The 13,340-nt window shown below is 68.6% G+C and carries 14 protein-coding genes, 3 tRNA genes and 1 pseudogene; 11 read left to right on the plus strand and 7 right to left on the minus strand.

Annotated features, from left to right (window positions below; genetic code table 11):
- The first annotated feature begins 376 nt into the window (after positions 1–376).
- Together ACIGHB_RS05160 and ACIGHB_RS05165 are read left to right on the plus strand one after the other, a co-directional pair.
- Complete coding sequence (locus tag ACIGHB_RS05160; protein ID WP_399909680.1) at positions 377–1,147, plus strand: helix-turn-helix domain-containing protein; 771 nt, start codon at positions 377–379, stop codon at positions 1,145–1,147.
- Positions 1,144–1,617, plus strand: a complete 474-nt coding sequence (locus ACIGHB_RS05165; protein ID WP_399909682.1) for an NUDIX hydrolase — start codon at positions 1,144–1,146, stop codon at positions 1,615–1,617. The genes ACIGHB_RS05160 and ACIGHB_RS05165 overlap by 4 nt, the downstream gene beginning before the upstream one ends.
- Here the strand turns inward: ACIGHB_RS05165 and ACIGHB_RS05170 are convergent.
- The 5 genes from ACIGHB_RS05170 to ACIGHB_RS05190 form a co-directional block, all read right to left on the minus strand.
- Positions 1,605–2,174, minus strand: coding sequence for an HD domain-containing protein (locus ACIGHB_RS05170; RefSeq protein ID WP_399909684.1), 570 nt, complete (start codon positions 2,172–2,174; stop codon positions 1,605–1,607). The two genes, ACIGHB_RS05165 and ACIGHB_RS05170, sit on opposite strands and share 13 nt — an antisense overlap.
- A gap of 11 nt (positions 2,175–2,185) precedes the next feature.
- The gene (locus ACIGHB_RS05175; protein ID WP_399909686.1) at positions 2,186–2,632 is read right to left on the minus strand and encodes a GntR family transcriptional regulator; all 447 of its coding nucleotides are present in this window, start codon (positions 2,630–2,632) and stop codon (positions 2,186–2,188) included.
- A gap of 84 nt (positions 2,633–2,716) precedes the next feature.
- Positions 2,717–4,003, minus strand: coding sequence for a hypothetical protein (locus ACIGHB_RS05180; protein ID WP_399909688.1), 1,287 nt, complete (start codon positions 4,001–4,003; stop codon positions 2,717–2,719).
- A 590-nt stretch (positions 4,004–4,593) separates the two neighbouring features.
- Positions 4,594–5,250 (minus strand): SDR family oxidoreductase, encoded by a 657-nt coding sequence (locus tag ACIGHB_RS05185; protein ID WP_399909690.1) that lies wholly within the window; start codon positions 5,248–5,250, stop codon positions 4,594–4,596.
- 16 nt (positions 5,251–5,266) lie between these two features.
- Positions 5,267–6,529, minus strand: a complete 1,263-nt coding sequence (locus tag ACIGHB_RS05190) for an amidohydrolase family protein (RefSeq protein WP_399909692.1) — start codon at positions 6,527–6,529, stop codon at positions 5,267–5,269.
- Positions 6,530–6,734: 205 nt separating this feature from the next.
- Here ACIGHB_RS05190 and ACIGHB_RS05195 point away from each other — a divergent pair.
- The 6 genes and pseudogenes from ACIGHB_RS05195 to ACIGHB_RS05220 form a co-directional block, all read left to right on the plus strand.
- A tRNA-Thr gene (locus tag ACIGHB_RS05195) sits at positions 6,735–6,807 on the plus strand.
- 44 nt (positions 6,808–6,851) lie between these two features.
- A tRNA-Met gene (locus ACIGHB_RS05200) sits at positions 6,852–6,924 on the plus strand.
- An 88-nt stretch (positions 6,925–7,012) separates the two neighbouring features.
- The gene (gene rpmG / locus ACIGHB_RS05205; protein ID WP_003956487.1) at positions 7,013–7,177 is read left to right on the plus strand and encodes a 50S ribosomal protein L33; all 165 of its coding nucleotides are present in this window, start codon (positions 7,013–7,015) and stop codon (positions 7,175–7,177) included.
- 84 nt (positions 7,178–7,261) lie between these two features.
- On the plus strand, positions 7,262–7,714 hold the full coding sequence (locus ACIGHB_RS05210; protein WP_399909694.1) for a MaoC family dehydratase N-terminal domain-containing protein: 453 nt from the start codon (positions 7,262–7,264) through the stop codon (positions 7,712–7,714).
- Positions 7,715–7,716: 2 nt separating this feature from the next.
- On the plus strand, positions 7,717–8,145 hold the full coding sequence (locus ACIGHB_RS05215; RefSeq protein ID WP_399910445.1) for a MaoC family dehydratase: 429 nt from the start codon (positions 7,717–7,719) through the stop codon (positions 8,143–8,145).
- A 37-nt stretch (positions 8,146–8,182) separates the two neighbouring features.
- Positions 8,183–9,250: pseudogene (locus ACIGHB_RS05220) on the plus strand (UDP-N-acetylmuramate dehydrogenase); the annotation flags it as partial.
- A gap of 15 nt (positions 9,251–9,265) precedes the next feature.
- Here the strand turns inward: ACIGHB_RS05220 and ACIGHB_RS05225 are convergent.
- Together ACIGHB_RS05225 and ACIGHB_RS05230 are read right to left on the minus strand one after the other, a co-directional pair.
- A complete protein-coding gene (locus ACIGHB_RS05225; RefSeq protein WP_360309063.1) occupies positions 9,266–10,288 on the minus strand; it encodes an adenosine deaminase in 1,023 nt (340 codons plus the stop codon).
- Positions 10,289–10,408: 120 nt separating this feature from the next.
- The gene (locus tag ACIGHB_RS05230) at positions 10,409–11,635 is read right to left on the minus strand and encodes a pyridoxal phosphate-dependent aminotransferase (RefSeq protein ID WP_360309061.1); all 1,227 of its coding nucleotides are present in this window, start codon (positions 11,633–11,635) and stop codon (positions 10,409–10,411) included.
- Positions 11,636–11,838: 203 nt separating this feature from the next.
- On the opposite strand from ACIGHB_RS05230, the gene ACIGHB_RS05235 reads away from it, so the two are divergent.
- The 3 genes from ACIGHB_RS05235 (at position 11,839) to nusG (ending at position 13,276) form a co-directional block, all read left to right on the plus strand.
- Positions 11,839–11,911: transfer RNA gene (locus ACIGHB_RS05235), tRNA-Trp, on the plus strand.
- Between the two features lie 103 nt (positions 11,912–12,014).
- Complete coding sequence (secE, locus tag ACIGHB_RS05240; protein ID WP_360309059.1) at positions 12,015–12,293, plus strand: preprotein translocase subunit SecE; 279 nt, start codon at positions 12,015–12,017, stop codon at positions 12,291–12,293.
- 44 nt (positions 12,294–12,337) lie between these two features.
- Entirely contained in the window at positions 12,338–13,276 is a 939-nt protein-coding gene (gene nusG / locus ACIGHB_RS05245) for a transcription termination/antitermination protein NusG (protein WP_399909696.1), read from the plus strand.
- Positions 13,277–13,340 lie beyond the last annotated feature (64 nt).

Genomic DNA, 13,340 nt, shown 5'->3' on the forward strand with positions numbered 1-13,340 from the left:
GTGAAGCACTGCAAGGGGGACCGTGTCCCCACTCTCCGGCCGTTGCTCGCGGTCGCCGGGCCACCTCGCCAGTACGGGCCGAAACCCTGTTCCACCTGGCCTTTAGCGGGATTGCAGCGTCCCCGCCCTGAGCTTGAGCAGCACGCCTCGACGAGCCCAAGCCCGTTGAGGTACATGTATTACCTGTTCCTCATCATGGGGAGAAGGATTCGCACCGTCAAGTCCCTTGACCCTTTGGTGGATGCGAGTCCGCCCCGCTCGATGAATCCAGCTTGGCTTGATCAGGGCAGACGTTGGACTCCGCGCATGTACGGCTCCAGGACGTCTTGGCTACGGTGAAGTCGTCCCAAGTCGTCCCACCGGGGGAGTGCACGGCATGGCCAATGAGCGTTTACGCGGCGCGATCATCGAGCGCGGCATGACCTTGGACGAGGTGGCCGAGCGGTTGGGGGTGTCGGCTAAGACTGTGGAGCGCTGGATCAACGACCCCAAGCGACAGCCCTACCGCCGCTTCAAGTACGCGACGGCATCGCTCCTCCAGCGGGAGGTGTCCTACCTGTGGCCGGAGGAGCGAACGTCGGCCGAGGTCACAGAAGCGGGGAACGCCGAGCTGGTCCAGCTCTACCCTCACCGGTCCGTCGTGCCGAACCGACTCTGGCCCCAGCTCTACGCCGGCGCCCGGCGCCACTTCGACGTCCTGGTCTACTCGGGCTTCTGGCTCACCGAGGACGCTGCCTTCCACCAGGTGGTGAAGGAGAAGTCCGCCGATGGCCTTCCGATCAGGTTCATGCTCGGCGACCCGGACTCGGCCGCGGTGGCTGTACGCGGGGCCGACGAGGGAATCGGGGGCGCCATGGCCGGCAAGATTCGCAACGCGCTGGTCAACTACGCTCCGCTGTTCGGGCTTCCCGGGGTCGAGTTCCGGCTCCACTCGACCACGCTCTACAACTCCATCTACCGGGCCGACGACGCGATGCTCGCCAACGGGCACCTGTACGGCGTCGGCGCGTACATGGCCCCCGTGCTGCACCTCCAGCGCGTCCCCGGCGGCGAGCTGTTCGACGCCTACGCGGAGAGCGTGGAACGGGTCTGGGAGAGCGCCCGACCGATCTCCTCCCCGACGGACCTCGGAGGTCCAGACGCATGACCCGGATCGACTACTTCCGCGACCCGAAGGCCCCGAAAGCTAACTCGGTGGTCCCTTCGACGACCGTCGTCGTCCGCGACGACGAGGGGCGGCTCCTGCTCATCCACAAGACCGACAACGACCTGTGGGCGCTGCCGGGCGGTGGCCACGACATCGGCGAGCGGATCGGCGACACCGCCGTCCGTGAGGTCGAGGAGGAGACCGGCATCGTGGTCGAGGTCGAGGGCATTGTCGGGCTCTACACCGACCCTGAGCACGTCCTCGCGTACGACGACGGTGAGGTCCGCCAGCAGTTCTCCATCTGCTTCCGGGCTAGGCCGGTCGGCGGCTCTCTCCGTACGAGCAGCGAATCGAAAGAGGTCCGTTGGATGACTCCAGCGGACCTCGATGACTTGGAAATCCACCCGTCCATGCGGCTGCGCATCCAGCACGGCCTGGACGAGTCACGGCGCGAGCCCTACATCGGCTGAGTGTCGGCCGTGGCGGCGGCCATGCGGCCCTCCACGCGCTCGTTAGCTGCGTAGATCTCCGGCGCTGCCCGCTGAATGAACCTGCCCACGATTGTGTCCGGGCCGTACCGTTGCACGATCTCAGCGAGCCGGGCCGCCGGCGTCGTGTGCTCGCCGGTCGGCGTCGTCGTCATGTCAGACACGATGAGCGCGTCCACCAGCTCGGGCCGCTCCAGCTCGAACTCCGTCTCCAGCTCATGCCGGAGTCCCCGCTCCTCGGCTTCCAGGAGCGCGCAGGAGTGATAGGCCACCAGCCGGACAACCCGCTCGTCGGCACCCTCCTGGTCGCGGAGGAACCGGGCCCCATCGAGGGGGTGGAAGCCGGTAGCGGCGATGGTGGGGGAGTAGCCGATGTCGTGCAGCACGGCGGCTGCCTCTAGCAGCTCGGCGTCCTTCCCAAGGATCGGACTCAGGGACTGAGCCCGATTGGCGACCCCAAGGGAGTGCGCCCAGCGGCGCGGCAACGGCTCGGACAGCAGCGATTCGGAGAGCGAGTACGCCCACTCAGTAAGCCCCATGGGTGCCAAGGCTACGGCTGCCCGGAAGCATGTGGGAGGGCGCACACGGTCCTGCCCTTGCCGTGAACGGTGTTCAACAGTCCCGCTCCTTCCATCTGCGCTAGGGCTGCTCGTACCGCCGTACGTGACACGCCGAGACGCGCGCAAAGTTCCGACTCTGACGGAAAGCCATCGCCCACGCTCAGCGAGTCCTGCGTGAGGATGTCCGTCAGTCGCTGCACCAGAGGTGCTACGGGTTCGCTTGCTACCCGCCATCCTGCACCGGGCACGGATACGATCAGCCGCTCGGCTTCCAGCGCCTTAAGGGCCCTTCGGATGGTGTTTCGAGCGACGCTGTGCTGGCGCATGAGAGCGGCTTCTGATGGCAGCGCGCCGCTCACAACCTCCCCCTCCCTGATCTGCCTCCGCAGTGCCTCAGCAATCAGCAGATAGGTTCCGCGCGGACTGACATCAGGCAAAGGACCTCTCCTACGATCTTCGTTGATGCAATGGTTGAACGTCCTTGTGTTGATCAGGATAGGTGGAGAACGCGCCGAACGGACTCACTGTTCCGCCACCTCCTCGTCTGCCTGGGGTGGAGCGGGCTCATCCTTCGTCCGCTCGTCGGGGGTATCAGAGCCGGCCCTGCTGGAAATCGCACTGGAGATAAATTCACCTCGAATATGGGCGTAGAGTGGATCGGTCCCGATTTCGTAGAGCGTGAGAGTGTCTTCGGAAATCAGCTTTCGCATGACCTTTTTCGCTCTGTCGAGCTCGCCAAGTAGGACGTACTTCTGATGCGAGTATTCGTCAGCGAGCCCGCTTACATCCCACTTGGCGACCTCGTCCTTGATTGAATCGGGTCCGTAGATCTCCCTCCGGGCCACCCAACTTGCAATCATGAACTCGATTTCGCTACTTCGTGACGGTCTGCACTTGAGTCCGTACTCCGCGAGCGGTTTTACCGCTCCCCAATGCTCTCCGTACAGACCGCGCTGAATATCACGCCGCAGAGTTCCGATAAATGCTCTCGCTTCGTCCTTCTTGATCTTTATGCCGATCGCGACAGAAAGGATGCGCCCAAGGGCCAGCATCTCGTCTAGAACTTTCGAGAGGTACTCACTGTCGACGGATAGCCTCTCCCCTGGTGTGATGGCCCAGTCCCTAGAGTTATCGATCTTTCGCAGAATGCTTAGGTAGATGTGATTCGCTATCCCGTCGGCGTGGATGATCAGGTTCCTTCGCGCGAACGCCTCGCGAATGAAAGGCCAATCGACCGGGAAGCTGTTCATCGAGACCCCACCACTTGCTTTCTGGAGCCACTTGTCCCAATCTTCCACGCCGCTGTAGAGGAGCTTGCTAACCTGCCGCTCCACCAAGGAGTCGCGCGCATCCTGCATGGAGTCGAATTCGGCCAACTCTTGAAAGGTGAAGCGATATTCAGAGTCTGCGATAGCGGAGTGGTTTACTTCCAGCAAGGATCGTGCGATTCGGCCGAACAGGATCTCGAACGCCGATACGGCCGAGACGAGGAGAGAGTTTCGGAGCAATTGATGATGGGGGTCAGCCAGTGCAGAAGTTGTGAGCTCGGTCAGTAGGTGACTGAAGGCGGGCCCGGCGGAACCCTTGAGCTTGATACTGAAAGATGGTTCTTCGCTGCCTTCGGTGTCTATCGACTCGAGAATAGATCCCAGGCCGTCGGCGAACCCCTCGGCGCCTTTCTTGAATTCTTTAATTTCATCAGGTGTGAGTTTGTCTTTTAGGCCCGCGAGGGCGGCCTCCGTTCTCGAAGCGGCTCTTGATTCCATTCCGGGGATCACGGTCCGATTTATCTCGGCAATCGATGTCATTTGAGACGTGAATTGATCTGCTGCTCGAATTACGGTGGAGCTCCATGGGGATGCGAATCCCTTTTTGTTTGCACCGAAACTGTGCACGACCTACCTCCGTCTCGACAGGTACGAGCTCTGAGCCCGGCCAGCCGTAGGGTACTCTCGAGAATCCTCAGATTTCCGGGTTTTGATGGAGAAAGTCACCGGGCCTTCTGATGCGGCGGGGCACCAGGGCGGTCGAGGTGTTCGGTCTGCCGTGGTTCCGCAGTCGATGCGACCGGCCTGACACTGCTGCTCCGGCACGCGTAGGTGCCGTGATGCCGTGTGTAGCTGCCGGGCGCCTGTCGACGGCGCAACGGTTCTGACTACTTGGTTCGCTGTCGTCAGTGGACGACCCACGGACGAACATCCGGCGCCAGTAGCTTCATTGATGCGAAGTCTGAGGTCAGCGCAGGTCTGTCATCCCAGCAGCCGGAAGTCTGTAAATCCGTCGGCTTAGCCTACCCAGGTTCGAATCCTGGCGTCGCCACGTGAAGAAGGTCCCCGGTGTTCTCACCGGGGACCTTCACTCGTTTCCGGGGCCGGGGCCGGGGCCGGGGTGCGGGTGGTCAGTTGCCGGCCACGTCCTTCACCGCGACCATCACCGGGGTCGGGCCCGTGACCAGTTCCAGGGTCAGGCCGGCCGTGGCGGGGGTCTCGACGAGTTCGGCGAGGACCGCGGCCACGTCGTCGCGGGGGATCGGGCCCCGGCCCGTACGGGCCTCCAGGCGGACCAGGCCCTTGCCGGCGTCGTCGGTCAGCATGCCGGGGCGCAGGACCGTCCACTCCAGGCCCGCGCGGGAGCGGACCGCGTCGTCCGCCGCGCCCTTGGCCCGCAGATAGGCGTCGAAGACCTCGTCGCCCGCGTGGGCCGCGTCCGCGCCCATCGACGAGACCACGAGGAAGCGCCGTACGCCCGCCCGCTCCGCCGCGTCCGCGAACAGGACCGCCGCGTCGCGGTCCACCGTCTCCTTGCGGGCCGCCCCGCTGCCCGGGCCCGCGCCCGCCGCGAAGACGGCCGCGTCCGCGCCCCGCAGGACCTCCGCGACCTCCTCCACGGACGCCGACTCCAGATCCAGCACGACGGGCTCGGCGCCCGCCGTCCGCAGGTCCTCCGCCTGCTCCGGGCGGCGGATGATCCCGACCGCCTCGTGTCCGCCCGCCGAGAGCAGCCGCTCCAGGCGCAGGGCGATCCGACCGTGTCCTCCAGCGATGACGATGCGCATACCCCGACCGTACGGCTCAGCGGGCCGCCGGGCCTCCCGGATCCGGCCGGGCGGCCTGCCTCGGCAGGTCCAGCGCCGCCGCCGAGTCGCAGTACTCCCGCACCGCGCTCGTCCGCGCCACCACCCGCCCCCGGTGCACCACGATCCGGCTGTACGCCAGCGACAGCACCCCCGCGAGCCGCTCGCCCCGCACCGCCACCAGCTCCGCCGGGAAGCCGGCCTCCACCCGCACCTCCGGCAGGCCCATCGCCTCCCGCGCCCCGGCGCTGACCGCCCCGTACGCCTCCTCCGGCGACAGCCCCTCCAGCGAGGCCAGCAGGAAGGCCGCCTCCAGCGGGTCCCCGCGTCCCACCGGGTTCGCCGTGTCCCGCAGCGAGCCGCCGCCGGCCGCGAGCCGCACCCCCGCCGACCGCAGCAGCCGCACCGGGGCCGTACCCCGCCACTCGGTCCCCGCGCAGCCGCCCTGCGGCAGGCAGACCACCGTCACGCCCGCCGCCGCCAGCCGGTCCGCCGTTCGGCCCGCCACGTCCTCCGGCAGCCGCGCGAGCCCCGCGCCCGGACCGATCGCCACCCCCGGCCGTAGCCCGCCCGCCATCGCGGCGAACCGCGCGAGCCGTGCCGGGTCGTCCCCGTCCGTGTGCAGGTCCACCGGCACCCCGTGCTCGGCCGCGACCTCCAGGACCGCCTCCACGTACCCCGCCGGGTCCGGGTCCAGGTCCGGGCAGCCGCCCACCACCCCGGCGCCCATCTTCACCGCGTCCCGCAGCATCGCCAGGCCGTCCGCGCCCGCCGCCCCGGTCAGCAGCCGGGGCACCGCCACGGCCGTCAGGTCCGCCAGGCCGCGCAGCGAGCGCCGGGCCTGGAGGACCGCCTCCAGCGGGCCGAGCGCGTGCACGTCCCCGATCCGCACATGGGCCCGCAGCGCGGTCGCCCCGTGCCCGAGCTGGAGCAGCGCCGCCTCGGTGGCCCGCCGCTGCACCTCCTCGGGGGCGTACGAGACCGGTCCGGGGGTGTCGGCGGAGAGCGCGGTGTCGGCGTGGGCGTGCGGCTCGGCGGGGGCCGGAAGCAGGAGGTGGCCGGCCAGGTCCACCCGGGCGCCCAGCGTGCTCAGGCTCCCGGCGGTGCCGACGGCCTCGATCCGGCCCCGCACGAGGCGCACGTCCACGGTCCGCCCGTCGGTCAGCCGCGCGTTCGACAGCAGGAGCGAGTTCGCGTCCTCGGTGGCCGCGCCGCCCCCGTCGTCGGAAGGCTGACGGGGCTGCTTGCTGTCGGCCGACATCGGGCTCCTCACCAGTCACCAAGATCGAGATCACGCAGCGTGGGGCAGAGCCTAGGGGCGGTCGGCCGGACCTTCGAGGAGGAGCGCAATAGTCGTACCGATGAGTCCACGAGTGGCGTACGGGGCGGGCCGGGCGCCCGGCCGGGGGCCGGGGACAAACGGATTTGGGTGATGGGCCGCGGACCGTGTAATGTCTTCCTCGCTCGCCCCAATAGCTCAGTCGGTAGAGCGTCTCCATGGTAAGGAGAAGGTCTACGGTTCGATTCCGTATTGGGGCTCTGGTGTAGGGAATCCCGCCTTCGGGCGGGGCTACCGACATCAAAGCGGTGTAGCTCAGTCGGTAGAGCAAGCGGCTCATAATCGCTGTGTCACCGGTTCAAGTCCGGTCACCGCTACAGATAGTAGCCGATTGTGGGGTCGGTCCTGCGATCGGCTACTCTTCTATGCGTTCATCCGTCTATCCGTCCGTCAAGGAGCACTCACGTGGCTGCCACCGACGTCCGCCCGAAGATCACGCTGGCCTGCGTGGAGTGCAAGGAGCGGAACTACATCACCAAGAAGAACCGGCGTAACAACCCGGACCGTCTTGAGATGAAGAAGCACTGCCCCCGCTGCAACTCGCACACCGCGCACCGCGAGACGCGCTAATCAGGCTCGTCCACGAGGCCGCCCCCACCAGGGGGCGGCCTCGTGGCGTTTCACGCATCAGATTCAGCAGGAGGTATCGAGGCCATGGCGCTCGACCAGTCCTTCGTGGGCCGGACCTATCCGCCCACCGCGCCCTACGAGGTCGGCCGCGAGAAGATCCGCGAATTCGCCGAGGCGATCGGTGACGCGAATCCCGCCTACACCGACACCGAGGCGGCGAAGGAACTCGGCCACCCCGATGTGATCGCCCCGCCGACCTTCGTGTTCGCCATCACCTTCAAGGCCGCCGGGCAGGTGATCGAGGACCCGCAGCTCGGCCTCGACTACAGCCGCGTCGTCCACGGCGACCAGAAGTTCGCCTACACCCGGCCCGTCCGCGCCGGCGACCGCCTCTCGGTCACCTCCACCATCGAGGCGATCAAGTCGCTGGCCGGCAACGACATCCTCGACATCCGCGGCGAGGTCCACGACGACACCGGCGAGCACGTCGTCACCGCCTGGACCAAGCTCGTCTCCCGCGCCCCCGAGGAGGCATGACCATGACCGCGAAGATCGCCTACGCCGAGGTCGAGACCGGCACCGAGCTGCCCGCGCAGACCTTCCCCGTGACCCGCGCCACCCTCGTGCAGTACGCCGGCGCCTCCGGGGACTTCAACCCGATCCACTGGAACGAGAAGTTCGCGGTCGAGGTCGGCCTCCCGGACGTCATCGCCCACGGCATGTTCACCATGGCCGAGGCGATCCGCGTCGTCACCGACTGGGCCGGCGACCCCGCCGCCGTCGTCGAGTACGGCGTCCGCTTCACCAAGCCGGTCGTCGTCCCGAACGACGGCGTCGGCGCCGTGATCGAGGTCACCGCGAAGGTCGGCGCCAAGCTGGACGACCACCTCGTCCGGGTCGACCTCACGGCCACCAGCGCGGGCCAGAAGGTCCTCGGCATGAGCCGGGCCGTGGTCCGCCTCGCCTGAGCGGTCGCGCGAAGGGTACTTACCCCATGAGGTAAGTACCCTTGAGCCCGTGCAGCAGCTCAAGGACGCCCCCCTCGCCCCCCTGACCACCTTCCGGCTCGGCGGCCCCGCCGCCCGCCTCGTCACGGCCACCACCGACGACGAGGTGATCGCCGCGGTCCGCGAGGCCGACGCGTCCGGGACCCCGCTGCTGATCATCGGCGGCGGCTCCAACCTGGTCATCGGGGACAAGGGCTTCGAAGGCACCGCCCTGCACATCGCCACCGAGGGCTTCACCCTCGACGGGACCCGCCTCGAACTCGCCGCGGGCGAGGTCTGGACCGACGCCGTCGCCCGGACCGTCGAGGCCGGACTCGCCGGGATCGAGTGCCTGGCCGGCATCCCCGGCTCCGCCGGCGCCACCCCGATCCAGAACGTCGGCGCCTACGGCCAGGACGTCTCCGCCACCCTCACCGAGGTCGTCGCGTACGACCGCCGGGCCGAGGAGACCGTCACCCTCACCAACGCCGAGTGCGCCTTCTCGTACCGGCACAGCCTCTTCAAGGACCGGCCCGACCGGTACGTCGTGCTGCGCGTCCGCTTCGACCTGGAGGACGCCGGCGGGCTCTCCGCGCCGATCGCGTACCCGGAGACCGCCCGCGCCCTCGGTGTCGCGGCCGGCGACCGGGTCCCGCTCGCCCACGTCCGCGAGACCGTGCTGGGGCTCCGCGCCGGCAAGGGCATGGTCCTCGACCCCGAGGACCACGACACCTGGTCCGCCGGCTCCTTCTTCACCAACCCGATCCTCACGGCCACGCAGTACGCGGCCTTCCTCACCCGCGTCGCCGACCGCCTCGGCCCCGAGGTCACTCCGCCCGCCTACCCGGCGGGCGACGGCCACACCAAGACCTCCGCCGCCTGGCTCATCGACAAGGCCGGCTTCACCAAGGGGTACGGCTCCGGGCCCGCCCGCATCTCCACCAAGCACACCCTCGCCCTCACCAACCGCGGCGAGGCCACCACCGAGGACCTGCTCGCCCTCGCCCGCGAGGTCGTCGCCGGCGTCCGCGACGCCTTCGGCGTCACCCTCGTCAACGAGCCCGTGACGGTCGGCGTCAGCCTCTGAGGCCCCGGCCGGCCGTCAGTACGCGGCCAGCCAGTCGTCGACCCCGGACAGCAGCTTCTCCCGTACGTCCTCCGGGGCCGCCGAACCGCGGATCGACTGGCGGGCCAGCTCCGCCAGCTCCTCGTCCGTGAACCCGTGGTGGCGGCGGGCGATCTCGTACTGCGCCGCCAGCCGGGAGCCGAAGAGGAGCGGGTCGTCCGCGCCCAGCGCCATCGGCACGCCCGCCTCGAAGAGGGTCCGCAGCGGCACGTCCTCGTGCTTCTCGTACACCCCGAGCGCCACGTTCGACGCCGGGCACACCTCGCAGGTCACGCCCCGCTCCGCGAGCTTCCGCAGCAGCCGCTCGTCCTCCGCCGCCCGCACGCCGTGCCCGACGCGGGCCGCCCGCAGGTCGTCCAGGCAGTCCCGTACGGAGGAGGGGCCGGTCAGCTCCCCGCCGTGCGGGGCCGCGAGGAGGCCGCCCTCGCGGGCGATCGCGAAGGCCCGGTCGAAGTCGCGGGCCATGCCCCGGCGCTCGTCGTTGGAGAGCCCGAAGCCGACGACGCCCCGGTCCGCGTACCGCACCGCCAGCCGGGCCAGGGTGCGGGCCTCCAGCGGGTGCTTCATCCGGTTCGCGGCCACGAGCACCCGCATCCCGAGCCCGGTCTCCCGGGCGGCCGCGTCCACCGCGTCCAGGATGATCTCCAGCGCCGGGATCAGCCCGCCCAGATGCGGCGCGTACGAGGTCGGGTCCACCTGGATCTCCAGCCACCCCGAACCGTCCCGCACGTCCTCCTGCGCCGCCTCCCGCACCAGCCGCTGGATGTCCTCGGGGGAGCGCAGGCAGGAGCGGGCGATGTCGTACAGGCGCTGGAAGCGGAACCAGCCGCGCTCGTCCGTGGCCCGCAGGCGCGGGGGATTGCCGCTGCTCAGCGCCTCGGGGAGGTGCACGCCGTACTTGTCGGCCAGCTCGATGAGGGTGGTGGGCCGCATCGAACCGGTGAAGTGCAGGTGCAGATGGGCCTTGGGCAGCAGGGTGAGATCGCGGGGGTGCTCCATTGCCCGATCCTGCCTTACCCGAACGGCGGTATGCACGGCCATTCCCCGATCGGTACCGCGCCCGAACGCAGAAACGGGCCCCGGTTCCAGCGGAACCGGGGCCCGTCTCCGTACGTGCGATCAGTCGCGGGCCTCGGCCAGCAGCTTCTGGATCCGGGAGACGCCCTCCACCAGGTCCTCGTCACCGAGCGCGTACGACAGGCGCAGGTAGCCGGGGGTGCCGAACGCCTCGCCGGGGACGACCGCGACCTCGGCCTCGTCCAGGATCAGCGCGGCCAGCTCGACGGAGCTCTGCGGACGCTTGCCGCGGATCTCCTTGCCGATCAGCTCCTTCACCGACGGGTACACGTAGAACGCGCCCTCCGGCGTCGGGCAGAAGACGCCGTCGATCTCGTTCAGCATCCGCACGATCGTCTGGCGGCGCCGGTCGAAGGCGGTGCGCATCTCGGCGACCGCGTCCAGGCTCCCGGAGACGGCGGCCAGCGCGGCGATCTGGGCCACGTTGGAGACGTTGGAGGTGGCGTGCGACTGGAGGTTCGTCGCCGCCTTCACGACGTCCTTCGGGCCGATGATCCACCCGACGCGCCAGCCGGTCATCGCGTACGTCTTGGCGACGCCGTTGACCACGATGCACTTGTCGCGCAGCTCGGGCACGATCGCCGGCAGCGAGGTGAACTTCGCGTCGCCGTAGACCAGGTGCTCGTAGATCTCGTCGGTGAGGACCCACAGGCCGTGCTCGACGGCCCAGCGGCCGATCGCCTCGGCGTCGGCCTCGCTGTAGACCGCGCCGGTCGGGTTCGACGGGGAGACGAAGAGGACGACCTTGGTCCGCTCCGTACGGGCCGCCTCCAGCTGCTCCACCGAGACGCGGTAGCCGGTCGTCTCGTCGGCCACGACCTCCACCGGGACACCGCCGGCGAGGCGGATCGACTCGGGGTACGTGGTCCAGTACGGGGCCGGGACGATGACCTCGTCGCCCGGGTCGAGGATCGCGGCGAACGCCTCGTAGATCGCCTGCTTGCCGCCGTTGGTCACCAGGACCTGGGAGGCGTCGACCTCGTAGCCGGAGTCGCGGAGCGTCTTGGCGGCGATCGCGGCCTTCAGCTCGGGCAGACCGCCGGCCGGCGTGTAGCGGTGGTACTTCGGGTTCCTGCAGGCGTCGACGGCCGCGTCGACGATGTAGTCGGGGGTCGGGAAGTCCGGCTCACCGGCGCCGAAACCGATCACCGGGCGCCCGGCGGCCTTGAGAGCCTTGGCCTTGGCGTCGACGGCGAGGGTGGCGGACTCGGAGATCGCACCGATCCGGGCGGAGACCCGACGCTCGGTGGGAGGGGTAGCAGCGCTCATACGGCCATCGTCCCAGACCGTTTCCCGGCCCGGCACACAGGTTTCAGGGAGCGGACAGGAGCGGTCGATACCGGTCGCGAAGGGCCCCGAGGCCAGGTCGGCGCGGTTCCTGTTCGACGCGGGGCCCCAAGGTCACGTACACTCACTCCTCGTTGGCCCGCACCGAACCCGTCACGCATGGGGTAGGTTGGGGGACGCCACAAAGGGTCGTAGCTCAATTGGTAGAGCACCGGTCTCCAAAACCGGCGGTTGGGGGTTCAAGTCCCTCCGGCCCTGCTACACACACCGCCAGGTGTTGTGCGCATGTACGTACTTCATTGCACCGCCGTGCGGCTCCACCCGGGCGCGGCACGGCCGACCCGGAATCAGGTGAGAGATCGTGACGGACGCCGTTGGCTCCATCGACATGCCTGATGCCGAGGATGCTTCCGCGAAGAAGGGCCGCAAGGGCGGCAAGCGCGGGAAGAAGGGCCCCCTGGGCCGTCTCGCCGTTTTCTACCGCCAGATCGTCGCGGAGCTCCGCAAGGTCGTCTGGCCGACACGCAGTCAGCTGTCGTCGTACACCACTGTCGTGATCATCTTCGTGGTCGTCATGATCGGCCTGGTCACCGTGATTGACTTTGGCTTCCAGGAAGCAGTCAAGTACGTCTTCGGCTGACTTTTTGTTCCACCCCATCTGTATCGCAGGAAGAAGCAGCCACCGTGTCTGACGCGAACCTGAACGACGCCTTCGAGTCCGAGTCCGTCGAGGACGAGCTGGACATCATCGAGGCCGCCGACGAGGACGAGGACCAGGCTGCGGACGCCGCGGCGGAAGAGGCCGCCGAGGACTCCGCCGTCGAGGACGACGACGCCGACGACGACGAGGCCGCCGACGACGAGGTCGCCGCCGCCGACGACGCCGAGTCCGAGCTCGCCGACGAGGTCGAGGAGACCGAAGAGGCCGACGAGGCCGGTGACGACGTCGCCGAGGCCGAGGCCGAGATCGAGGAGACCGAGGAGGAGGCCGAGCCGGCCGCCCCCGTCGACCCGGTCGCCGCGCTCCGCGAGGAGCTGCGCACCCTGCCCGGCGAGTGGTACGTCATCCACACCTACGCGGGCTACGAGAAGCGCGTGAAGGCCAACCTGGAGCAGCGCGCCGTCTCGCTCAACGTCGAGGACTTCATCTACCAGGCCGAGGTGCCCGAGGAAGAGATCGTCCAGATCAAGGGCGGCGAGCGGAAGAACGTCAAGCAGAACAAGCTCCCCGGCTACGTCCTCGTCCGCATGGACCTGACGAACGAGTCCTGGGGCGTCGTCCGCAACACCCCCGGCGTCACCGGCTTCGTGGGCAACGCCTACGACCCGTACCCGCTGACCCTGGACGAGATCGTCAAGATGCTCGCCCCGGAGGCCGAGGAGAAGGCCGCCCGCGAGGCCGCCGAGGCCGAGGGCAAGCCGGCTCCGGCCCGCAAGCTGGAGGTCCAGGTCCTGGACTTCGAGGTCGGCGACTCGGTCACCGTCACCGACGGCCCCTTCGCCACGCTCCAGGCGACGATCAACGAGATCAACCCGGACTCGAAGAAGGTCAAGGGCCTCGTCGAGATCTTCGGTCGCGAGACCCCGGTCGAGCTCAGCTTCGACCAGATCCAGAAGAACTGACGACACAGGTTTCCGAACAGGTCAGAGGGGCTGCTACAGCCCCTCTGACCTGCTCGGTTTTTGG

It is taken from the genome of Streptomyces sp. NPDC085460, from assembly GCF_044541975.1.
In the GTDB taxonomy this organism is placed as follows: domain Bacteria; phylum Actinomycetota; class Actinomycetes; order Streptomycetales; family Streptomycetaceae; genus Streptomyces.